This is a genomic window from Streptomyces sp. SID13666 (assembly GCF_010548325.1).
GTDB classification, from domain to species: domain Bacteria; phylum Actinomycetota; class Actinomycetes; order Streptomycetales; family Streptomycetaceae; genus Actinacidiphila; species Actinacidiphila fildesensis.
Map to the genome: position 1 here is coordinate 18120 of NZ_JAAGLX010000004.1, position 21294 is coordinate 39413.

Here is a 21294-nt window from a genome sequence, read left to right on the forward strand (position 1 = left end):
CCCGGCCCTCAGGCAGGGCACACGCGGCACTGCGGCGGGAAAGGGCAAGGGGATCTTCGTCAGGGCGATTTCTTGCGTTCGAGGGTGGCAGCGCGCTCACCTTCGAGGCGGTACACGATCTCGGAGTTGAGTGATCTGTGAGCGGTTTTCGCCTCGGCGACCAACCAGGCGTGGAGGTCGGCGGGGAGGCGCAGCGTGATGCGTGATTCATGATCCATGTCCCAACTCTAGTGGTAAAGTGACACCATGAAGACACTGCATGTGATGGGGGAGGCCGGGCGTGCCCGGCACACCTACCGCTTGCGCGTGTCGTCTGCAGCACTGGCGGGCCTTGAGGCGGAGTGGGCGCGCTGCCGTTGGATCTGGAACGAATGTGTCGCCCGCTCCCGAAAGGCCCACGCCGAGGAGGAAAATTGCGGCCCTGCCCGCCTCGACAAGATGCTGACCGAGGCCCGCGCCGCGATGGCGTGGCTGCGTGAGGGCAGCAGCGTTCCGCAGCAGCAGACCATCCGCGACTTCGCCAAGTCCCGGGCCAAGGCACTCAAGGACATCGAGGCCCGACTGCCGATGCACCGCCGTGCTGGCCTGCCGAGGGCAAAGAAGAGGCGCGAGGCAATGCCGTCGCTGAACTACACCCGGCGCGGCTTTCGCCTCAAAGACGGTCGCCTCCACCTTGCCGGCGGTATCGCTCTGACCGTGGTGTGGTCTCGGAACCAGCCCGCCGACCCGTCGTCGGTGCGCGTGTACCGCGACAGTCTCGGCCACTGGTACGCCTCGTTCGTCGTGATTGCCACGCCCGAACCGCTGCCCGCCACAGGCCGTGTGATCGGCATCGACTGGGGCGTGAAGGAGACAGCGACGACGACCAGCGACGCCCACGACTTACCCCACCCACAGCATGGGAAGACGGCCGCACAGCGCTTGGCCCGGTATCAGAGGATGATGAGCCGCCGGAAACCGAAGCGCGGGCAGGCCGCTTCCAACAACTATCGCAAGGCCCGCGCGCAGGCCGCGAAGGTTCACCAGCAAATAACCCGGCAGCGCGTGGACACCAGCCGCAAATGGGCCAAGGCGGTGGTCCGCGACTTCGACCACCTTGCCGTCGAGGACTTCCGGCCGAAGTTCCTCGCCAAATCCACCATGGCACGCAAAGCCGCCGACGCCGCTATCGGCGCCGTCAAAGCGGCCTTGCTCGAGATGGGCCGAAAGCACGGCCGGACCGTGCACCTGATCGACCCTGCGCACACCACCATGGACTGCGCATGCTGCGGAGCGAGAGCCAAGCACGCACTTCCCCTCTCTGAACGAACGTATACGTGCACCGCGTGCGGAGCCTCGTCCCCCAGGGACAAGAACTCCGCCCGCGTGATGCTCGTCCGGGCTGGTCTCAACCCGGCTAGTGCTGATCTTGTAAGCCCTGTCACCTGCTAGGCGTCAGGCGAAGTGAGCTAGGAATCCTCTCCCTTCGAGGAGAGGAGGACTCAAGTGCTTCCCTTCGAAGATGGACGTTCGGTACTCGGTGCGGAAGTCGGTGGGGGCTGCTGCCCGTCGTCCGGGGGCGGCGCCGGCAGGGTGCCCTGGCTGAACCAGGGCAGCGTGCCCGTGTCGTCCGGCGGGCGGGAGCCCGGCGGGCGCACGCCGTTGGGCGCCGGCTTGGCCGGCTGGGACGGCGCGGAACGGCGGGGCGGCGGCAGGTGGAGCAGCGCGGCGGGCCGCCAAGGGGCCTTACGGCGGCGGCCGGAGGCGTAGATCGTGCCGGGCAGCCGCGGCCGTGCCTTGTCCACGACGGCCATCCCGATCCGGAAGACCGCGGCCGGCACGACGACGCAGAGCAGGATCCAGAAGAGCGTGACGCCCCAGGGCCGGCCGACGTCCCACGGCTCGGTGACGAGCACCTTGTCGCCGTACTTGAGCTGTACCCGGTAGTCGCCGTGCGCCCCCGAGGTCAGCTCGACGGGCAGCTTGATCTGCTGCTTCATCCCCGGCGCCACGCTGCCGCTCCACTGCTGCTCCTCCCACTGCGGGGCGAAGACACCGTGCGAGACCCCGACCTGGAACACCGGGTTCTTCACCGGTCCCGAGCCGAGATTGCCGACGGTGAAGACCAGTTGGCGCTGCGGCGGGGAGCCGAACCAGGTGAGCAGTCCGCCGCCGCCCTGCAGCCTGGCGGTGAGCACCGCGAGCCGCCCGGCACCGGATGTCTGCGGCAGCTCGGCGACCGGATGCCCGGTGACGACGAACGGCGCGTCGACGGTGACGGAGTCGCCCATCACCGTCGCGACGTGCACGACGCAGGGGCAGGGCTTGGGCGGTGCGGCGGCCGGCAGCTTCTGGGTGAAGCCGCCCTTGGCGTCGGTGGTGACCGCGCGGCCGGACTCGTTGGAGCAGGAGTTGGTGCCGCCGATCGCGTTCTGCCCGCAGACCAGGAGGGTGAGCAGCGTGGTCGGCTTCCAGCCCCGGCCGGTGACGGTGATCTCCGTACCGGGCTTGGCCTGCCGCGGCGACAGCGCCACCGCGGGTTTCTCGTCGGCGGCGGGCGCCTGGACCGCCGCCGGGTTGCGGACCGCCACCGGGGCCGCCGCGTCCGACGGCTGCGCCGTGAGCGCGGACAGCACGAGCAGCGCCGCGGCGAGCACGGCGGCCGCCGTCGCCCGGAGTAGTTCCCTGTGCATCGTGCTCACGCCTGTCCGCCCCTGCTTCCCACGCTCGTCACGCCGACCGCTGTCCCTGCCGTCCCCGCATCGGGATCGGGGTCCTCCTCCACCGGCCGCGGCGGACGGTTCCTGCGGCGCCTGACGACGAACCAGGCGGCCAGCAGCGCCAGTCCGGCGAGCAGTACCCCGGCGGCGAGCCAGGGGACGGCGAAGAAGGAGACGCCGGCCGTCTCGTTGAGTTCGCCCCGGTCGGTGGTGACGGTGAGTTGCACGCTCACCCGGTCGAACTGCGGCGACCCGGCCCACTTCTCGGTCAGTTCGACCTGCTGTCCCGGCAGGAGTTCCAGCGGCAGCCCCTTGGCCTGCCGGTCCAGCAGGGTGTTGCCGAACAGCCCGGTGGCCTTGACCCGCAGGCGCGGCAGCAGGGAAACGTTGCCCCGGTTGACCAGGGTGTAGTGGATGGTGGCGTTGCTCCTGCCGGTGCCGGGCAGCCAGGGCTGGCCGTGGTCGACCCGGACGTTCTCCACGGAGAGCGCGGGGAGGCTGGGGCCGCTCACCCGGAGGTAGATCCGGGCGCCGACGGCCCGCCGGACCCCGACCGCGACGCTCCCCTTGCTCTTGTCGGTCTCGGTGTTGAGGGCGACGATCGCGCCGGGGTGGTCGCCGGGGGTGGCGGTGTCGGGGATGGTGAGGGTGAACGGGATGTCGGCGCGGGTCCTGGGCGGGACGGTGAGGCTGCCCTGGGCGAGCTTCACCCAGGTGCCGATGTCCTTGTTGGTCTCCTCGGGGCCGCGCACGGCGAAGCCGCCGTCGCGCGGGGTGTTGTACGCGTCGGCGCCGTAGATCCTGAACTGCATCGGCGCGTCGGAGAGGTTGGAGACCGAGACCTTGTCCTTGACGGTGGTCCCCGGTCCCGCCTCCAGGGTGAAGAACTGTCGTTCCTGGCTGGTACTCGTCTTGTCCTTGGCCCCGCCCGCCGGGGCGGGGAAGACCGACCAGCGCCCGTTGTCCGCGGCGCCGGCCGGTCCTGCCGCGGGACCGAGACCGATGCCGAGCAACGCGGCGACCGTCAGCAGCACTGCGCACGCCTTGGCCCTCGACATGTCTGGCATCTCCCTCGGTCCGAGTTAACTGACTGTGCGTCAGGTCAGGGTCAGGGTCAAGACTCCGGAATAGGTTCCTGGGCCGGAGTAGGCCGGGACGTTCAGCGACAGGCCCGCGTCTGCGGTGAACTCACCACCGGTCACGGTGCCGTTGGACGTGGTGGCCAGCGTGGCGCCGGCCGTGCCCACGGCGCCGGGCGAACCCGCCGCGCAGACACTGAGGCTGCCCGCCTTGGCGGTGCAGGACGGGGTCCAGCTGAGCTTGTCGGCACCGATGACGGCGCCTCCCGGGCCCTTGAAGTCGGTGACCGCACCGGTCAGGGACCAGCCCGCGGCGCCGCCGCGGAAGTCCTTGACGGTGACCGTCTGCAGTGCGCCGGTCGAAGCGCCGCCGTCACCGAAGTTCACCGGGGTCATCTCCACGGTGTCGCCGGCCTGGGTCATGGAGAGCGTCCCGGCGGTGACCGAGGCGTTCAGCTTCTGGCTCCCCGGCGGGATCGGCGTGTTGTCGTTGACCTTGTACGCGACCGGGCCCGCGGCGGTCGCCGGGTCGTAGCTCGCGCCCTCGAAGGCCACGATGCCGGTGGTCGCGAGGTCGTTGACGACGAGCGAGGCGGTGAAGCCGCCCTGCGCGTCGGCGGTCGCGGAGGCCATGTCCGCGGTCGGGTTGGACCCGGCGATGGCCAGGACCGTGACGGTCGCGCCCGCGGTGAAGTGGCCACCGGTGACGGCGACCGCGGTGCCCGGGTCGCCCTGGGACGAGCCCAGCGCCAGGGTGCGCGGGTTGGGGGTGGTCGCCGGGCTCGCGGTGACGGTCTCGGAGACCGGCGCGGGGCCGTTGGTGACCGTGCAGACGGTGTCCAGCTCCAGGATGTAGCTGGTGTGGATGGTGTAGTCACCGGGCGACAGGGTGATGGCGCCGGGAGCGGTGACCACGAAGGTGCCGGTCATGACCAGCGGCGGGAAGGAGCCCTTGCCCGGGATCGGCGGGTTGCTCTTGGGGCCGGTCACGGCGACGGCGCCGGTCTGGACACCGCCGAGCACGACGCTGGCGCGGGGCGTGACGACATCGGCGGGCAGCGCGATGTCGGTCGGGTTGCTCGCGGCCGCCTTGGTGAGGGTGTAGGTGACGGTGACCGTGTCACCGACCTTCGGGTTCGCGGGCGCGACCGACACGGTCGCGTTGGACACGCCGTCGATGGGCGGCAGCCCGGCCACGGCGGGCGGAATGCAGTGCGTCTGGAAGTCCACGGCCGTCGCCGCCTGGGCGGGCGCCGCGAGCACCGCGCCGCCCCCCACCATGAGTGCGGCGGCCCCGAGCACGGCGGCCAGTCTCCGTCCGCGCATGACGGATCTTCGCGCGTGAGCGATCATCTTGTCCCCTTGATCACGGTCCGGGCGCAGCGTCCCTTTTCCTCTGCGCCGACGCTGGACATTGAGACGGGACGGCCGAAAGAAGTCAATGGAGCCGGACGACCAGATTTGACTGCCCGTCAGATACAACGTCCTTACTGGTCAGGGCAGTTGCGACAGCGGACATGCCGGGCCGCGGCACCGACGCCCGAGTCGGTGCCACGGGCCCGGATCAGCGGGTGCCGGCAGCCCGGCGGGTGAGCCAGAGCACGCCGGCGACCCCGGCGAGCAGTACCGTGCCGCCGAAGGTGCCCAGTGCCACGGCGCTGTCGGCAGGACCGGTCTGCGGCAGCGTGGTGTCCGGCGGGGCCGTGGCACCGCTGTCGCCGCCACCACCCGCCGCCTTGACGTCCAGCGACAGCGAGGGCTTGGGGCTGTTGGTGGCGTTGCAGGTCGTGACCGTGCCGAGGGCCTTGATGGTGAGCACGCCGGCCGTGAAGGTGACCTTGCCCGACTTCTTGGGCGTGTAGGTGCCCGTCAGGTCATTGATCTTGATGGGGGTGTTGGCGGGGATCGCCGCGTCGTTCGCGGTGCCGACCACCGACACCGAACCGGGGTCCGCACCGCCGACCTTGATCGTCGCGCTCGGGTTCATCGCCCCCTTGCCGAGTTCGATCGGGCTGGAGGAGACACCCTTCTTGAAGCTCATCGTGAGTTTGTAGCCGGAGCCGGACGGGACGCTCGTGATGTCGATGGGCGACACCGCGTCCTTCTTCCCGATCGGCGACTGACAGCTGTAGGCGACGTCCACGGTTTCGGCGTGTGCGGCCGGGGCGACCAACAGCGCCGCACCCGCCGCGGTCGCCGTCGCGAGGGCCAGCGCTCCACCGCGGGCGGCCGCTCTGCTGAGGACGCTGTTCATGACGTGTTTCATCGGCTCTTCTCCCTTCCGCCACAAGTTACTGACGGCACATCAGATTCGGCGGCCGACAGTACGCCCGTGATCTTGGAGAGGGAAGGGAAGTGCAGAGGGGGAAATCAGGCGGGAGCTGCGAGTTCGGCCCAGACCGTTTTGCCCGGCTGCCCGGCATGCCGGGCGACGCCCCAGTCCGTGCAGAGCCGCTGCACGATGAACATGCCGTGCCCGCCGGGCCGGCCCGCCCGGTGCGGAACGCGCGGCACCGGCTCACCGGCCCCGCTGTCGGCGACCTCGAGTCGCAGCACCTTGGGACTGTGGATCAGCCGCAGCTCATCGGGGCCGTCCGCGTGCAGACACGCGTTGGTGACCAGTTCCGAGACGACGAGGAGCACATCCTCGGCCGCGGCCCGGCGCTCCGGGGAGGAGGCGGGCAGCCAGCCCCAGGCCTGCAGCGCCTCGCGAGTGAAGTCGCGGGCGCGCGGGACGATGGCACTCTCACCCAGGAGCCGCAGAACCCGCGCGGATCCGGCCTCGGGCACGACAATGTCGCCCGGGTCCGAACCGCGGTCGTCCGCCGCGTGGGGCCGAGTGGTGCTCATCAGCGCCTCACCTCACCGATGTCCGACAGTTTCAGGAGTCTCCTGCCCGACGAATTCCCGGGGACACCTCGGGAGCTCTACCAAACAGGGTGGAGTGGGAGATCGCCACCGGCGATGCTTCCGTCACTCCTGCAATGCCTCGTCCAGGGTTGCGTGGACGGTGAACACGGCTTCGGCACCCGTGATCTCGAACACACGAGCGACCACCGGCAGCATACCCGCCAGATGGACCTTCCCACCGGCCGCCTCGGCCTTCAGCCGGGCGCCCAGCAGGACGTTCAATCCGGTGGAATCACAGAAATCCAGCTGGGAGCAGTCCACCACGAGCTTGGTGCAGCCCGCGGCGACACACGCCTCGAGCGGCTCGCTGAGCAGCTCCGCCGTGTGGTGGTCGAGCTCGCCCGCAGGCGTGACAACGGCGTACGTGCCGTGCTGTCGCACGTCCACGTGCAACCGGTCCCGGCCGGCCGTACCGACCATCCCGCGGTCCATGTGCGCTCCTCTGGAATCTTGGGTCATGCGCACTCCGAACCCTACGCGCATCCCGAATCACGTGGAAGCTACCCCTCAGCTGCCCGGTGGACGCCCCTCGGATGCCTCCCGCCTGCCCCCTCCGCGGCCCGCTAATCGCCCGTGAGGACAGTCGGCCGGAAGTTGCGCCACCAGCGTGAAACGGGGTAGGGGTTGAACAACACCTATCGAAACCCGGCCGCCTCGGAGGCGCAGCACACCGTACTAGCGGCATGGCACCGGCAGCCTGATGCCGTAACCGAGGGAGGAGAGCATGACACCCCGGCCTGACGCGATCACCGCGACGACGACCAGCCCGTCCGTTGGCTCTGAGCAGGAAGACCTGGAAGAGCCGGAGGGGCTGGAGGGCCTCCCCGAGATACCCCCGTTCGAGACGGTGGGTCCGGTCGACGCACGCGCCCTGTCCAAGACACTGTTCCTGCGCCTCGAGACGCTGGACGAGGGCACGTACGAATACTCCTACGTGCGCAACACGCTCGTGGAACTCAATCTCGCCCTGGTGAAGTTCGCGGCTTCCCGGTTCCGCACCCGCAGCGAGCCGATGGAGGACATCATCCAGGTCGGCACGATCGGCCTGATCAAGGCGATCGACCGCTTCGAGCTCAGCCGCGGTGTGGAGTTCCCCACCTTCGCGATGCCGACGATCATCGGCGAGATCAAGCGCTTCTTCCGTGACACCAGCTGGTCGGTACGGGTCCCCCGCCGGCTGCAGGAGCTACGGCTCGACCTGGCCAAGGCCGGCGACGAGCTGGCCCAGCAGCTGGACCGCTCGCCGAACGTGGCCGAGCTGGCCGCCCGGCTGCGGATCACCGCGGAAGAGGTCATCGAGGGCATGGCCGCGAGCAACGCGTACACCGCGAGCTCGCTCGACGCCCAGCCCGACGAGGACGACTCCGAGGGCGCGCTGACCGACCGCATCGGCTACGAGGACCACGACCTCGAAGGCATCGAGTACATCGAGTCCCTGAAGCCGCTGATCGCCGAGCTCCCGGCGCGTGACCGCAAGATCCTCTCGCTGCGCTTCACCGGCAACCTCACCCAGTCGGAGATCGGCGAGGAGCTCGGCATCTCACAGATGCACGTCTCGCGCCTGCTCTCCCGGACACTGGCGCGCCTGCGGCGCGGGCTGCTCGTCGAGGAGTGACGGTGAACGCCGCCCGGTCACGGGTCAGGCGGCGCGGACCCCGCCCTGCCACACCCGGCTGACCAGCGGCACACCGGGCCGGTAGGCCAGATGTACATGGCTGGGGGCGTCGAGCAGCATCAGATCAGCTCGCGCCCCCGCCGTGATCCTTCCGACGTCGTCCCTGCGCAGCGCCCGCGCGCCACCGAGCGTCGCGGCCGCGACCGCCTCGTCGGGCGTCATCCGCATGTCCCGTACGGCGACGGCGATGCAGAACGGCATCGAGCTGGTGAAGCTCGACCCCGGATTGCAGTCCGTGGACAGCGCCACCACCGCGCCCGCGTCGATCAGCCGGCGGGCGTCGGGGTAGGTGGCGCGGGTGGAGAACTCGGCACCGGGCAGCAGCGTCGCGACGGTGGCGCCACCACTGGACGCGAGCGCGTCGACGTCCGCGTCCGTCAGATGCGTGCAGTGGTCGGCGGACGCCGCCCCCAGCTCGACCGCCAGCTGCACGCCGGGCCCGTAGGTCAGCTGGTTCGCGTGCACCCGCGGGATCAGTCCGGCCCGGGCGCCCGCGGTGAGGACCGCCCGCGCCTGGTCGCCGTCGAACGCCCCCTTCTCGCAGAACACGTCCACCCAGCGGGCGTGCGGCGCGCAGGCCTCCAGCATCGGCCCGGTGACCAGGTCGACGTAGCCGGCCGGGTCGTCCGCGTACTCCGGCGCGACGATGTGCGCGCCCAGGTAGGTGGTCTCCGGGGTGTGCGCGGCGGCGATGCGCAGACTGCGGGCCTCGTCCTCCGGGGTCAGCCCGTAGCCGGACTTCGTCTCGATGGTCGTGGTGCCCTGCCGCCGCGCCTCGGCCACATAGCGGGCCACGTTGGCGTCCAGCTCGGCGTCACTGGCGGCGCGGGTCGCGGCGACCGTGGTCCTGATGCCGCCGGCGGTGTACGGCGTGCCGGACATCCGGGCGTTGAACTCCTGGGTGCGGTCACCGCCGAACACCAGATGCGAGTGCGAGTCGACGAATCCGGGCAGCGCCGCCCGGCCCCCCGCGTCGTACACCTCGTCGGCGCCGGGCGCCCGGTCCGCCGGGCCGACCCAGGCGATCAGGCCGTCGGCCATGACCACCGCCGCGTCCGCGACCAGCCCGAGCGGCCCGGTGCCGAGGGACGGGTCGTTGGTGACCAGGCTGCCGATGTTGGTGATGAGGGTCGTGGGCATCGCGCGATCTCCGTGGGTCTGGGGGCACCTCCCAGCGGTAGCTGGGGGAGAAATCAGGAACGGCGCAGACGGGCGACGGCCGCGCCCATCGCGGCCGGCACGTCCGGCACCAGCTGGTGGACACCGTCCCGGACGATGTGCCGCCCGCCCACCACGGTGTGCCGTACGTCCGTGGCGGTCGCGGCGTACACGGCCGTCTCCGCGGCGAGGCGCGGCAGCGTGCCGGCGGTGCGGACCGAGTCCAGGGCGACGGTGGTGAAGTCGGCGAGCGCGCCCGTCTCCAGCTGACCGGCGTCCGCCCAGCCGAGCGAGGCATGGCCGTCCGCGGTGGCGGCCCGCAGCAGTTGGGCCGCGGTCCAGTGCCCGCGGGTGCGGGTGCGCAGCCGCTCGTCGAGTTCCATGGCGCGGGCTTCTTCGAGCAGGTCGATGACGGCGTGACTGTCGCTGCCGAGCGACAGCGGGCTGCCGGCGAGCTGGACCTCGCGCGCCGGGCCGATGCCGTCGGCGAGGTCGCGTTCGGTGGTGGGGCACATGCAGACGACCGTGCCGCTGTCGCCGAGCAGCCGGATGTCCGCACCGGTGAGGTGCGTGGCGTGCACGGCGGAGGTCCGGGGGCCCAGCGCCCCGTGGTCCGCGAGCAGCCGTGTCGGTGTGCGGCCGTGGGCCTTCAGACAGGCCTCGTTCTCGGCAGGCTGCTCCGACAGATGGACGTGCAGCGGGGCCTGCCGCGCCGCCGCCCACTCCGCCGCCCTGGCGATCCCGGCCGGCGGCACGGCGCGCACCGAGTGGATCGCCGCGCCGATCCGGACGTGGTCGCGGTCCTTGAGGGCGTCGGCGCGCTCCGCCCAGGCGTCGGGGCCCGCGTCGGCGAACCGCACCTGGTGCCGGTCGGGGGGCGCGCCGAATCCGGACGAGAAGTAGGCGGTGTCCAGCAGCGTGATCCGGATGCCCGCCTCGCCCGCGGCGGCGATCAGGGCCTCGCCCATGGCGTTGGGGTCGTCGTACGGTGTGCCGCCGGGACCGTGGTGCAGATAGTGGAACTCACCGACGCAGGTGATGCCGGCCAGCGCCATCTCCGCGTACACCGCCCGCGCGAGCGCGTAGTAGGTGTCGGGGTCGAGCTCCGCCGCGATCGAGTACATGATCTCGCGCCAGGTCCAGAAGGTGCCGGACCCGACCTGGACGGTGCCGCGCAGCGCCCGGTGGAAGGCGTGCGAGTGCGCGTTGGCCAGTCCCGGCAGGGTGAATCCGCGCAGCGCGACGGCACCGGGAGGTGGCGTGTCGACCCCGGTCCTGACGCCGGTGATGCGGCCACCGGCCGTGTCGATCGCCACGCCCGGCTCGACGACCCCGTTGAGCCAGGCGTGTTCCGTCCAGTACGTCAGCTGCACGCGAGACCTTCCAGTACGTCGGCGAGCGCGGTCACCCCGGCGAGGCAGTCGTCCTCGGCGGCGGTCTCGGCGGGTGAGTGCGAGACGCCGGTGGGGTTGCGTACGAACAGCATGGCGGTCGGGGCACTCGCCGACAGGATCCCGGCGTCGTGTCCCGCGCCGGTCGGCAGCACCGGAACGACGCCGCCGAGCAGCTTCGCGACCTCGTCGCGCAGCGCGTGCTCGAACTCGACGACCGGGGTGAACGACTCACGGGTGACGCGGACGTCGATGCCGTCGCGGGCCCCCCGCTCGGCCGCGGCGGCCTCGATCCCGGCCACCACCCGGTCCAGCGTCTCCTGGTCGGCGGCCCGGGAGTCGAGCCAACCGCGCACCAGCGAGGCGATGGCGTTGACGCCGTTGGGCTCGACGCTCACCTTGCCGAAGGTGGCCAGCGCCCCGGCGGCCTGGGCCTCCCGGCGGGCGGCCAGCACCGTGTCGGCGTAGTTGAGCATCGGGTCGCGGCGGTCCTCCAGGCGGGTGGTGCCCGCGTGGTTGGCCTCGCCGTGGAAGTCGAACCGCCAGCGGCCGTGCGGCCAGATCGCGGACGCGATGCCGACGGCGTCACCGCTCAGGTCCAGCGCCCGGCCCTGCTCGACGTGGAGTTCCACGAACGCGCCGATGCGGGCGAGCCGCTCCGGGTCCGGGCCGATGCCGGCCGGGTCGTAACCGGCCTGCTCCATGGCCTGCGGCAGGCTGACGCCGTCCGCGTCGCGCAGTGCGTACGCCTTGTCCTTGGTGAGCTGCCCGGCGGCCAGCCGCGATCCGACGCAGGCGAGCCCGAACCGGGCGCCCTCCTCGTCACCGAAGTTGACGATGGCCAGCGGCTTGCCGAACGCCGCACCGCGCTCGCGCAGTTCGTCGAGCGCCGCGAAGGACGAGACGACGCCCAGCGGCCCGTCGAAGGCGCCGCCGTCCGGTACGGAGTCCAGGTGTGAGCCGGTGACGACGGCGTCACCGGCGGCCGGGTCGCCCAGCCAGGCCCACTGGTTGCCGTTGCGGTCGACCTCGTACGTCAGGCCGCGGCCTTCCGCCTGCGCCCGGAACCACGCCCGGCAGTCCAGGTCGGCGCCGCTCCAGGCGTAGCGGCGGTATCCCCCGGAGACGGAGCTGCGGCCGATCGGCAGCAGCTCCGTCCACATGCTGTGGAAACTCACTCGGAGTCGCCCTCGCGCATCGGGATCCGCACACCGCGCTCGTCGGCGATCTCGTCGGCGCGGTCGTAGCCCGCGTCGACGTGCCGGATGACGCCCATGCCCGGGTCGTTGGTCAGCACCCGGCGGATCTTCTCGCCCGCGAGCTTGGTGCCGTCCGCGACCGTGACCTGTCCCGCGTGCAGGGAGCGGCCCATGCCGACGCCGCCACCGTGGTGGATGGAGACCCAGGACGCGCCGGAGGCGACGTTGACCATGGCGTTGAGGAGCGGCCAGTCGGCGATGGCGTCGGAGCCGTCGAGCATCGCCTCGGTCTCGCGGTACGGCGAGGCCACCGAGCCGCAGTCCAGGTGGTCGCGGCCGATGACGACCGGCGCGGCCAGCTCACCGCTGGCGACCATGTCGTTGAAGCGCTCGCCCGCCTTGTCGCGCTCGCCGTAGCCGAGCCAGCAGATCCGGGCGGGCAGGCCCTGGAAGTGGACCTTGTCCTGCGCCAGCTTGATCCAGCGGTGCAGCGACTCGTTCTCGGGGAACAGTTCGAGGATCGCCTTGTCCGTCTTGTGGATGTCGGACGCCTCGCCGGACAGTGCCGCCCAGCGGAACGGGCCCTTGCCCTCGCAGAACAGCGGCCGGATGTAGGCGGGCACGAACCCGGGGAAGTCGAACGCCCGGTCGTACCCGGCGAGCTGTGCCTCACCGCGGATCGAGTTGCCGTAGTCGAAGACCTCGGCGCCGGCGTCCATGAAGCCGACCATCGCCTCGACGTGCCGGGCCATCGACTCACGGGCCCGCAGCGTGAAGTCGGCGGGCTTCTCGGCCGCGTACGTGGCCATCTCGTCGAACGCGATGCCGACCGGCAGATAGGCCAGCGGGTCGTGCGCGGAGGTCTGGTCGGTGACGATGTCGATCGGCGCGCCCTCGGCGAGCATCTGGGGCAGCAGCTCGGCGGCGTTGCCCAGCAGCCCGATCGACAGCGGCTCGCGCTTGTCGCGGGCCTCGGTGGCGAGCTGCATCGCGTGCGCCAGGGAGTCGGCCCTGACGTCCAGGTAGCGGTGCTCGATACGGCGCGAGATCGCGCGCGGGTCCACGTCGATACAGATCACGACGCCGCCGTTCATGGTGACGGCCAGCGGCTGCGCGCCGCCCATGCCGCCGAGCCCGGCGGTCAGCGTGATGGTCCCGGCCAGCGTGCCGCCGAACTTCTTGGCGGCGACCGCGGCGAACGTCTCGTAGGTGCCCTGCAGGATGCCCTGGGTACCGATGTAGATCCACGAGCCGGCCGTCATCTGGCCGTACATGGTCAGGCCCAGCGCCTCCAGGCGGCGGAACTCCTCCCAGTTGGCCCAGTCGCCGACCAGGTTGGAGTTGGCGATGAGCACCCGCGGCGCCCACTCGTGCGTCTGCATCACGCCGACGGGACGGCCGGACTGGACGAGCATCGTCTCGTCCTGCTTCAGCGTCTGCAGGGTGCGGATCATGGCGTCGAACGACCGCCAGTCGCGCGCGGCCTTCCCGGTGCCTCCGTAGACGACCAGCTTCTCGGGGTGCTCGGCGACCTCCGGGTCGAGGTTGTTCTGGAGCATCCGCAGCGCGGCTTCCTGCTGCCAACCCTGAGTGCTCAGTTCCGTACCGCGCGGCGCCCGCACGATCCTCGGTCCCGACATCGGCCCGGCCTCCCTCTGTACATCGATGGATCTATCCATTCACATCCTGTCCTGCTGAATACATCTAGTCAACAGGGTGGGGTGGCATTGCCCCATACCGGGTGATGGGATGGCCGGCATGACGCCGGACGCGACAGCACGACGGGGCCACGCGCTGCGCGCGGCGGTGGATCAGAATCTACTCACTCCGGACAACCCGGTCATCGGGCTCCTCGACGTCACCGGTATCCACGAAGCCGCGGCCGCCCTCCAGGAGGCCTTCGCCACCCCGGGCGTGACCGTCACCCACACCTTCGCCGTCAAGGCCGCCGCGCTCGTCCCGGTCCTGCGGCTGCTCAACGGCCTCGGCCTCGGCGCCGAGGTCGCCAGCCCCGGCGAACTCGCCATCGCCCGCGCCGCGGGCCTCCCGGCCGACCGCATCGTCCTGGACTCCCCCGCCAAGACCGTCGCCGAACTCCGCGAAGCCCTCGCCCTCGGCATCGCCGTCAACGCCGACAACCCGCAGGAACTCGGCCGCCTCGACACGCTGGTCGCCGCGGCCCCCACCACGTCCCCCATCGGCCTGCGGGTCAATCCGCAGATCGGCGGCGGCAGCATCGGCGCCATGAGCACCGCGACCGCCACCTCGAAGTTCGGCGTCGCGCTGCGCGACACCGGCACCGAGGAGTGGATCCTGCGCGCCTACGCCGACCGCCCCTGGCTCAACCGGCTGCACACCCACACCGGCTCCCAGGGCGTACCGCTCGACCTCATGGCGGCGGGCGTCCGGGCCGCCCACGACCTGGCCGAGCGCATCAACACGGCCGCCGGCCGCCGGCAGATCACCACCCTCGACATCGGCGGCGGCCTCCCCGTCAACTTCACCTCCGACGAGGTCACGCCCACCTTCCACGACTACGCGCGGCTGCTGCGCACCACCGTCCCCGGCCTCTTCGACGGCCGCTACACGATCGTCACCGAGTTCGGGCGCTCACTGCTCGCCAAGGCCGGCACCGTGCTGGCCCGCGTCGAATACGCCAAGTCGGCCGGCGGCCGGCCCATCGCGATCACCCACGCGGGCGCACAGCTCGCCACCCGTACGGTCTTCGTCCCCGACGCGTGGCCGCTGCGCGTCGAGGCCCTCGACGCCAAGGGCCGCCCCAAGGGCGGGGACCCCGTCGTCCAGGACGTGGCCGGCCCCTGCTGCTTCGCCGGCGACCTCCTCGCCCAGGCCCGCCCCCTCCCCCTCCTCGAAGCAGGCGACCTCGTCGCCCTCCTCGACACCGGCGCCTACTACTTCTCCAACCACTTCGCCTACAACTCCCTCCCCCGCCCGGCCATCCACGGCTACCACGCGTCCGCGGACGGCTCAGTGACGTTCGCGCGGGTGCGCGCGGCCCAGACCGTGGAGAGCCTCCTCGCAGAGAGCGGCTCGAACGAGAGCGAGGCCCTGACCGGCCTCAGCCGGCCCTGAGCCCACGGGGCACCCACGGCGCTGTTCCGCCACGCGCCTCCGGCAGGGGTACGGGTACACCAGCGCCTGCGGCACCGTTGCCGCCTACGGCGGGCTTTTCCTCACCCACCCGCCCTTCCCGCCCACCGGCGGGACCCGCTCCCACGGGAAGGTGGGCGACGGGGCCCGCGGGGCGGGGACCGAGACGCTGCCGCGATAGGCCGTCAGGTGTTCGGGGGCCGCAGGGGCGGGGCTCAGGCTGCCACTGCCCCGCGCACTGCGGCGCGTAGAAGGGTGGGACGGGGTCCGCAGGGCAGGGGCCCGAGCTGGCGCCGAACCCGCACGGGGCCACGCTCGGAGGGTCGGGGGGGTCGGGGGGTCGGGGCCGGAGGGGTGGGGTTGCGAAATGCTGCCGAACTATGTGTGAGCCGCTGGGGGCACCCCCGGCCGAAGGCTGGGGGACCGTAAACAGTCGATCTCGAAGCCCCGCCCCGCAGGACCGGGCCCCCGACCCGGCCCGTGAACTACCGCCCGGCCAAGAACCCCGTCGTCTCGTACGCCGCCGCCGACAACTCCGGCCGCACCCAATACCGCACGTCCCGCGACCGCTCCAGCCGCTCGAACCACAGCGACTTCACCCAGAGTCCCGCCCCGGCCCCCGCCAGCAGCATTCCCCCCGCGGAAGAAGCGACCAGCGTGGACGCCGCGGCAAGAGCGAACGCCGCGAGCAGCCACCACCGGTGGCCGCGGACCCAGATCCGCGCCGTCACCCGGCGGTCCTGCAGGAAGACGGACTTGCCGGCGCGCGTGGCGTCCGCGCCCAGCGAGACGTAGCGCCCGCGCCGTACCGCGAAAGCGAGGACCGCCGCGACGATGAAGAGGGCGGCGCCGCCGAGTATCCCGATCCTGCGGCCGGTCAGGCCGGGGACGAACACGCCTCCCACGGCGGCCAGCGCACCCGGCCAAAACAGCCAGCGCGCAGCGGCCCGCACCAGCACCCCCACCCGAGCCAGCGTGTAAGCCCCGCGTGCCACGACCGTCCTCCTCCGATGCACCGTGTCCAGTTGCACGGGAGGGTAGTCAGCGATCCTCAGAATTTCATGAGGAATGCGGTCGGAGGAAGAACGGGACGGTTCGGTCCCGGTTCAGTCGGTGAACAGCCCCCGCGCCGCCGCCCGCGCGTCGAACTCCTCCAGGCTCGCCTGGGCGTCCGGCAGGTGGTCGCACATCGACTCCAGCAGGACGCGTCCGAGCAGCATCGGGGCGCACGCCGTGTCGAAGGCGAGCCCGGTACCCACCGCGGCAGGCAGCAGCAGGTCGGAGCAGGCGGCGACCGGGGCGAAGGCGCTGTCGGCGACCGTGACGACCGTCAGACCGGCGTGGCGCGCGTACGTCAGGGCCTCGACGACCTCGCGGGGATGCCGTGGCAGCGCGAAGCAGAGCGGCGCGCTCGCGCCCGCCCGTACCGCGCCGTCGACGCGGTCGGCGAACATCGTGCCGCCCTCGTCGAGCAGCCGGACGTCGGGGTGGACCTTCGCGGCGAAGTACGCGAAGCCGCGCGCCTGCGCGCCCGCCGCGCGCAGGCCGAGGACGGGCAGCGGCCGGGACGCGGCGAGCACCGCGCCGGCGCGGGCGACGGGCGCGGGGTCGGCGAGGAGGGCGGCGAGGTGCCGGAGGTTCTCGATCTCGGCGTGCACGGCCTGCTGGTACTCGTTGTACGGGGCGGCCTCGGGGCCGGGCCGTACCGGCGCGACCTCGCGCAGGTGGCGGCGGAGCGCCGGGTAGCCGTCGAAGCCGAGCGCGACGGCGAAGCGGGTGACGGACGGCTGGCTGACGCCGGCGAGCTCGGCGACCTCGACGCTGGACAGGAACGGCGCGTCGGCCGACCGGCGCACCAGGCAGTGGGCGATCCGGCGCTGCGTCGGGGTCAGCCGGTGCGACTCGAACAGCTTCAGCAGCCGCGCCGAAGCGCCCTCGGCCGCACCCTCACCGGCACCTGCTCCCAGGCCCGCACCCGGAACCGCGCCCAGGCCCGCACCGACGCCGGCGCCCGCCTCCTCGGCGTCGCCCCCGTCCTCCGTCGTACCCATCAACGTCCTCCTGGCCTATTCAGTCGTCGCTGACTCTGCATGAATCCATGCAGCATTGGCAAGGAGTGTCCACCGGACGCACCGGAACCGGCCGCGTAAGAACCGCCCGCGCCGGAACCGGCCGCCTGCGCCGCCACGCATGGCGCCTACACCGGAGGCAGCCGCCCCTTCTGCGGCTTGCCCATCGCGTTCCGCGGCAGCTCGTCCAGGAACCGGACCTTGCGCGGCCGCTTGTGCACCGACAGATGCCCGGCGACGAAGTCCATCAGTTCGGCCTCGGTCACCCCGTCCGCGACGACGAAGGCGACGATCTCCTGGCCCAGGTCCTCGTGCGGTGCGCCCACCACCGCCGCCTCACGGACCGCGGGGTGGTCGAGCAGCGCGTTCTCCACCTCGCCCGCGCCGATGCGGTAGCCGCCGGACTTGATGAGGTCGGTCGAGGCGCGGCCGACGATCCGGTGCATGCCGTCCGGCTCCGCCATCGCCATGTCACCGGTGCGGAACCAGCCGTCGGCGGTGTACGAGGCGGCGGTGGCCTCCGTACGGCCGAGGTAGCCGTCGAAGAGCGTGCCGGAACGGATCTGCAGCTCGCCGACCGTGGCGCCGTCGTACGGGACGGGCCCGCCGTCCTCGTCCACCAGCCGGGTCTCCACTCCCGGCAGCGGCAGCCCGACCGAGCCGGGGCGGCGTTCACCGGCCGCCCGCGTGCTGATCGTGATCAGCGTCTCCGTCATCCCGTACCGCTCCACGGGACGCTGCCCGGTGAGCGTCTCCAGGTCCCGGAAGACGGGCGCGGGGAGCGGGGCGCTGCCCGAGACGAGCAGCCGGGCGCCGGTCAGCGCCCGCGCGGCGGCGGGGTCGCGCACCACCCGCGACCAGACCGTCGGCACGCCGAAGTAGAGGCTGCCGCCGGCCGCCGCGTAGGCCTGCGGTGTCGGCCGTCCGGTGTGCACCAGCCGGCTGCCGGTGCGCAGCGCGCCGAGCACGCCCAGCACCAGGCCGTGCACATGGAACAGCGGCAGGCCGTGCACCAGGGTGTCCCCGGCGGTCCACTCCCAGGCCCCGGCGAGCACGCCGAGGTCGGTGGCGATCGCGCCGCGCGAGACCACGACGCCCTTCGGCGAGCCCGTCGTTCCCGAGGTGTAGAGGATGAGCGCGGCTTCCTTCGGCCCCGGCTCCGGGCCGCTCCAGCCAGCGCGCTCGTCGAAGTCGACGGGGAGCAGCGCCGCGCCCGAATCCCCCAGGATGTGGTTCTGTTCGGACGGCCCGGAGTCCGGCGGCACCGGGACCACGGGCACTCCGGCCAGCAGCCCGCCCACCACGGCGGCCACCGTCTCCAGCGACGCCGTCGCCCGCACCGCGAACGCCGGCGCCCCCGTCACCCGCGCCGCGACCGCGCCCGCCGCGCCGAGCAGCTCCTCGTACGAGCAGGACCGCCCCGCGACGGTCACGGCATCGGGCCGGTCCGCGCCGTCGGACGCGGTGAGGGCCGTCAGCAAGGAGGGGACGGGTGACAGCGGCACGGGTGTGCTCCTCTGAATGTCTCTATCCGAGAGCCGAGAGCCGAGCCCGGGCGGGCTCGACCGGGCTCGTCCGGGCTGGACCGGGCTCGACGGCGCTCGCAGCGCAGTAGCACCGCGACTCTACGCATCGCCCGCTGGGAGGGGGCACCCCCGAAAAGAATCGGGGGTTTCCCCCAGTGTCTGACGCCGCCGGGCTCCGTACGGTGGCGTCATGGACGCCCGCGACCCGGAACTCAAGAAAGAACTCGCCGCCACCCTTCAGGCCCGCAAGGACCTCGGTGCGGAGTACGAGTCGGAACTGGTCGACTCGTTCATGGAGAAAGTGGACCAGCGCCTCGACAGCCATGTCGAGCAGCGGGTCCGCCGCCAACTGGCCGAGCAGCAGACCTCCTTCGCCCGGGCCGGCCGCAGCCCCGGCACGCCGGAGCCCAACGCGCGCTTCGCCCGTTACGGCTTCGCCGGCTTCACGATGATCGCCGCGATCCCGCTCTCCGCGATCGGTGTGGTCAACGCGGGGACCGCCGGACTGTTCATCACCTGGGCCGGCATCGTGGGCGTGAACGTCGCCCAGTCCCTCGGCCACATCTTCACGGGCGAACGCGGCGAGCGCCGCCGGAAGTCCGACGGCGACTGGGAGTAACCGCCGGCCCGCGCCGGAAAGCCGGGCGGCAGGGCAGACGCACAAACGGGAAGCCGGGCGGACGGCGCAGGGAACCCGGGAACCCGCGGAAGAAATGGGAGCGGGGACCGCCGCACCCCCGGTCACCCGGGGGGCGGGACGACGGCGGTCCCCGCATCGGACGTGGGCCGGGTCAGGACCAGACATCACGTCCAGGGAGGGTCACCTCAGAGGTCCGGGAGCCGCTCCGGAGTTCCTGGGTGCCACATCCTGTGTCGCCGGGCTTCTCTTCCCGGCGAACACCAATGTGCCCGACCCGTGTTAAGCGCGTGCTGCGGCCGCGTGACGCCGGTGTAGCACTTTCGAATCCCTGGATGAACAGCCGGAACGGCCCCCCTGCCCGGTCCGGGCAGGGGGGCCGCATCATGCCGGGCCGGACGGGCGCCGGGGCTCCGTCGGTTACTTGGCCAGGAAGGCGAGCAGGTCCTGGCGGCTCACGACGCCGGTCGGCTTGCCCTCGACGAGGACGATCGCCGCGTCGGACTTGGTGCCCAGGACCTTCATCAGGTCGGAGACCGGCTCGCCGGAGCCGACCTGCGGCAGCGGGCCGCTCATGTGCTTCTCCAGCGGGTCGCCCAGCGTGGCGCGCTTGGCGAACAGCGCGTCCAGGAGGTCGCGTTCCATGACGGAGCCGATGACCTCGGCCGCCATCACGTCCGGGTGACCGGCGCCCGGCTTCACGATCGGCATCTGGGAGACGCCGTACTCGCGGAGCACGTCGATCGCCTCGCCGACGGTCTCCTCCGGGTGCATGTGCAGGAGCTGCGGGATGCCGCCGCCCTTGTGCTCCAGCACGTCGGCGACGCTGGCCTGGCCGGTGCCCTCGTCGAGGAAGCCGTGCGAGGCCATCCACTCGTCGCTGAAGATCTTCGACATGTAGCCGCGGCCGGAGTCCGGCAGCAGGACGACGACGACGTCGTCCGGGCCGAGCTTCTCCGCGACGCGCAGCGCCGCGACGACCGCCATGCCGCAGGAGCCGCCGACGAGCAGCCCCTCCTCCTTGGCGAGGCGGCGGGTCATCTGGAAGGAGTCCTTGTCGGACACGGCGACGATGCCGTCCGCGACCTCACGGTCGTAGGCGGTCGGCCAGAAGTCCTCACCGACGCCCTCGACCAGGTACGGACGCCCGGAGCCGCCGGAGTACACCGAACCCTCGGGGTCGGCGCCGATGACCTGGACGCGGCCCTCGCTGGCGTCCTTGAGGTAGCGGCCGGTGCCGGAGATGGTGCCGCCGGTGCCGACGCCCGCGACGAAGTGCGTGATCCGCCCCTCCGTCTGCTCCCACAGCTCGGGGCCGGTGGAGTGGTAGTGCGACAGCGGGTTGTTCGGGTTGCTGTACTGGTCCGGCTTCCACGCGTTGGGGGTCTCGCGCACCAGCCGGTCGGAGACGTTGTAGTACGACTCCGGGTGGTCGGGGTCGACGGCGGTCGGACAGACCACGACCTCCGCGCCGTACGCCCGCAGTACGTTGATCTTGTCGAGCGACACCTTGTCCGGGCAGACGAAGATGCAGTGGTAGCCCTTCTGCTGGGCGACGATCGCGAGGCCGACACCGGTGTTGCCGGAGGTCGGCTCGACGATCGTGCCGCCGGGCTTCAGCTCACCGCTCTGCTCCGCGGCCTCGATCATCCGGACCGCGATGCGGTCCTTGACCGAGCCTCCGGGGTTGAAGTACTCGACCTTGGCCAGGACGGTCGCCTGGATGCCCTCGGTCACGTTGTTGAGCCGCACCAGCGGGGTGTTGCCGACGAGGCTGATCATCGAGTCGTGGAACTGCACCATTGTCTCCGGGTTCTCCGTGAATGTGCGGCAAGCCTAT

General features: G+C 71.8%; 19 protein-coding genes. 4 read left to right on the forward strand and 15 right to left on the reverse strand.

Annotated elements, in window-relative coordinates; genetic code table 11:
- Positions 1-59: 59 nt before the first annotated feature.
- Positions 60-218, reverse strand: coding sequence for an Arc family DNA-binding protein (locus G3I60_RS09070; protein ID WP_164296766.1), 159 nt, complete (start codon positions 216-218; stop codon positions 60-62).
- Between the two features lie 28 nt (positions 219-246).
- On the opposite strand from G3I60_RS09070, the gene G3I60_RS09075 reads away from it, so the two are divergent.
- Positions 247-1431: an RNA-guided endonuclease TnpB family protein gene (locus G3I60_RS09075; protein ID WP_164296768.1), complete on the forward strand. Its 1185-nt coding sequence runs from the start codon at positions 247-249 to the stop codon at positions 1429-1431.
- A 50-nt stretch (positions 1432-1481) separates the two neighbouring features.
- On the opposite strand, the gene G3I60_RS09080 is transcribed toward G3I60_RS09075, so the two are convergent.
- The 6 genes from G3I60_RS09080 to G3I60_RS09105 form a co-directional block, all read right to left on the reverse strand.
- Positions 1482-2672: a hypothetical protein gene (locus G3I60_RS09080; RefSeq protein ID WP_239069681.1), complete on the reverse strand. Its 1191-nt coding sequence runs from the start codon at positions 2670-2672 to the stop codon at positions 1482-1484.
- Between the two features lie 5 nt (positions 2673-2677).
- Positions 2678-3757, reverse strand: coding sequence for a DUF916 domain-containing protein (locus tag G3I60_RS09085; RefSeq protein ID WP_203672578.1), 1080 nt, complete (start codon positions 3755-3757; stop codon positions 2678-2680).
- 39 nt (positions 3758-3796) lie between these two features.
- Positions 3797-5104, reverse strand: a complete 1308-nt coding sequence (locus G3I60_RS09090; RefSeq protein ID WP_232485697.1) for a beta-xylosidase — start codon at positions 5102-5104, stop codon at positions 3797-3799.
- A 238-nt stretch (positions 5105-5342) separates the two neighbouring features.
- A complete protein-coding gene (locus G3I60_RS09095; protein WP_239069670.1) occupies positions 5343-6044 on the reverse strand; it encodes an LPXTG cell wall anchor domain-containing protein in 702 nt (233 codons plus the stop codon).
- Positions 6045-6148: 104 nt separating this feature from the next.
- Positions 6149-6628, reverse strand: coding sequence for an ATP-binding protein (locus tag G3I60_RS09100; protein ID WP_138356117.1), 480 nt, complete (start codon positions 6626-6628; stop codon positions 6149-6151).
- Between the two features lie 123 nt (positions 6629-6751).
- A complete protein-coding gene (locus tag G3I60_RS09105) occupies positions 6752-7120 on the reverse strand; it encodes an STAS domain-containing protein (protein WP_138356116.1) in 369 nt (122 codons plus the stop codon).
- Positions 7121-7412: 292 nt separating this feature from the next.
- Here G3I60_RS09105 and G3I60_RS09110 point away from each other — a divergent pair, with 292 nt between their 5' ends.
- A complete protein-coding gene (locus G3I60_RS09110) occupies positions 7413-8303 on the forward strand; it encodes an RNA polymerase sigma factor SigF (RefSeq protein ID WP_164296770.1) in 891 nt (296 codons plus the stop codon).
- 24 nt (positions 8304-8327) lie between these two features.
- On the opposite strand, the gene hutI is transcribed toward G3I60_RS09110, so the two are convergent.
- The 4 genes from hutI to hutU are packed head-to-tail and all read right to left on the reverse strand — an operon-like array spanning position 8328 to position 13751.
- Positions 8328-9503, reverse strand: a complete 1176-nt coding sequence (gene hutI, locus G3I60_RS09115) for an imidazolonepropionase (RefSeq protein WP_164296772.1) — start codon at positions 9501-9503, stop codon at positions 8328-8330.
- 53 nt (positions 9504-9556) lie between these two features.
- Positions 9557-10894, reverse strand: coding sequence for a formimidoylglutamate deiminase (locus G3I60_RS09120; RefSeq protein WP_138356113.1), 1338 nt, complete (start codon positions 10892-10894; stop codon positions 9557-9559).
- Positions 10885-12075 (reverse strand): allantoate amidohydrolase, encoded by a 1191-nt coding sequence (locus G3I60_RS09125; protein WP_164296817.1) that lies wholly within the window; start codon positions 12073-12075, stop codon positions 10885-10887. The genes G3I60_RS09120 and G3I60_RS09125 overlap by 10 nt, the downstream gene beginning before the upstream one ends.
- Positions 12076-12086: 11 nt before the next feature.
- Positions 12087-13751 carry a urocanate hydratase gene (hutU, locus tag G3I60_RS09130; RefSeq protein ID WP_164296774.1) on the reverse strand — a complete coding sequence of 555 codons (1665 nt, stop codon included), beginning with the start codon at positions 13749-13751 and terminating at the stop codon, positions 12087-12089.
- 118 nt (positions 13752-13869) lie between these two features.
- Here hutU and G3I60_RS09135 point away from each other — a divergent pair, with 118 nt between their 5' ends.
- Entirely contained in the window at positions 13870-15204 is a 1335-nt protein-coding gene (locus tag G3I60_RS09135) for a diaminopimelate decarboxylase (RefSeq protein ID WP_164296819.1), read from the forward strand.
- A 503-nt stretch (positions 15205-15707) separates the two neighbouring features.
- Here G3I60_RS09135 and G3I60_RS09140 read toward each other — a convergent pair.
- The 3 genes from G3I60_RS09140 to G3I60_RS09150 form a co-directional block, all read right to left on the reverse strand.
- Positions 15708-16217: a hypothetical protein gene (locus G3I60_RS09140; protein WP_164296776.1), complete on the reverse strand. Its 510-nt coding sequence runs from the start codon at positions 16215-16217 to the stop codon at positions 15708-15710.
- 111 nt (positions 16218-16328) lie between these two features.
- Positions 16329-17273 (reverse strand): MurR/RpiR family transcriptional regulator, encoded by a 945-nt coding sequence (locus G3I60_RS09145; RefSeq protein ID WP_164606973.1) that lies wholly within the window; start codon positions 17271-17273, stop codon positions 16329-16331.
- Positions 17274-17419: 146 nt separating this feature from the next.
- Positions 17420-18796, reverse strand: coding sequence for an acyl-CoA synthetase (locus G3I60_RS09150; protein WP_343241932.1), 1377 nt, complete (start codon positions 18794-18796; stop codon positions 17420-17422).
- 211 nt (positions 18797-19007) lie between these two features.
- On the opposite strand from G3I60_RS09150, the gene G3I60_RS09155 reads away from it, so the two are divergent.
- Positions 19008-19436 carry a hypothetical protein gene (locus tag G3I60_RS09155; RefSeq protein ID WP_138356108.1) on the forward strand — a complete coding sequence of 143 codons (429 nt, stop codon included), beginning with the start codon at positions 19008-19010 and terminating at the stop codon, positions 19434-19436.
- A gap of 438 nt (positions 19437-19874) precedes the next feature.
- On the opposite strand, the gene G3I60_RS09160 is transcribed toward G3I60_RS09155, so the two are convergent.
- Positions 19875-21254, reverse strand: coding sequence for a cystathionine beta-synthase (locus tag G3I60_RS09160; RefSeq protein WP_138356140.1), 1380 nt, complete (start codon positions 21252-21254; stop codon positions 19875-19877).
- Positions 21255-21294: the final 40 nt, after the last annotated feature.

Excerpts from the sequence above, each read along its gene's own strand:
- G3I60_RS09085 (WP_203672578.1), bottom strand. The coding sequence starts at position 3,757 with ATGTCGAGGGCCAAGGCGTGCGCAGTGCTGCTGACGGTCGCCGCGTTG.
- G3I60_RS09125 (WP_164296817.1), bottom strand. The coding sequence starts at position 12,075 with ATGTGGACGGAGCTGCTGCCGATCGGCCGCAGCTCCGTCTCCGGGGGA.
- G3I60_RS09095 (WP_239069670.1), bottom strand. The coding sequence starts at position 6,044 with ATGAAACACGTCATGAACAGCGTCCTCAGCAGAGCGGCCGCCCGCGGT.
- G3I60_RS09105 (WP_138356116.1), bottom strand. The coding sequence starts at position 7,120 with ATGGACCGCGGGATGGTCGGTACGGCCGGCCGGGACCGGTTGCACGTG.
- hutI (WP_164296772.1), bottom strand. The coding sequence starts at position 9,503 with ATGCCCACGACCCTCATCACCAACATCGGCAGCCTGGTCACCAACGAC.
- G3I60_RS09100 (WP_138356117.1), bottom strand. The coding sequence starts at position 6,628 with ATGAGCACCACTCGGCCCCACGCGGCGGACGACCGCGGTTCGGACCCG.
- G3I60_RS09075 (WP_164296768.1), top strand. The coding sequence starts at position 247 with ATGAAGACACTGCATGTGATGGGGGAGGCCGGGCGTGCCCGGCACACC.
- G3I60_RS09110 (WP_164296770.1), top strand. The coding sequence starts at position 7,413 with ATGACACCCCGGCCTGACGCGATCACCGCGACGACGACCAGCCCGTCC.
- G3I60_RS09090 (WP_232485697.1), bottom strand. The coding sequence starts at position 5,104 with ATGCGCGGACGGAGACTGGCCGCCGTGCTCGGGGCCGCCGCACTCATG.
- G3I60_RS09145 (WP_164606973.1), bottom strand. The coding sequence starts at position 17,273 with ATGGGTACGACGGAGGACGGGGGCGACGCCGAGGAGGCGGGCGCCGGC.
- G3I60_RS09070 (WP_164296766.1), bottom strand. The coding sequence starts at position 218 with ATGGATCATGAATCACGCATCACGCTGCGCCTCCCCGCCGACCTCCAC.
- G3I60_RS09080 (WP_239069681.1), bottom strand. The coding sequence starts at position 2,672 with ATGCACAGGGAACTACTCCGGGCGACGGCGGCCGCCGTGCTCGCCGCG.
- hutU (WP_164296774.1), bottom strand. The coding sequence starts at position 13,751 with ATGTCGGGACCGAGGATCGTGCGGGCGCCGCGCGGTACGGAACTGAGC.
- G3I60_RS09135 (WP_164296819.1), top strand. The coding sequence starts at position 13,870 with ATGACGCCGGACGCGACAGCACGACGGGGCCACGCGCTGCGCGCGGCG.
- G3I60_RS09155 (WP_138356108.1), top strand. The coding sequence starts at position 19,008 with ATGGACGCCCGCGACCCGGAACTCAAGAAAGAACTCGCCGCCACCCTT.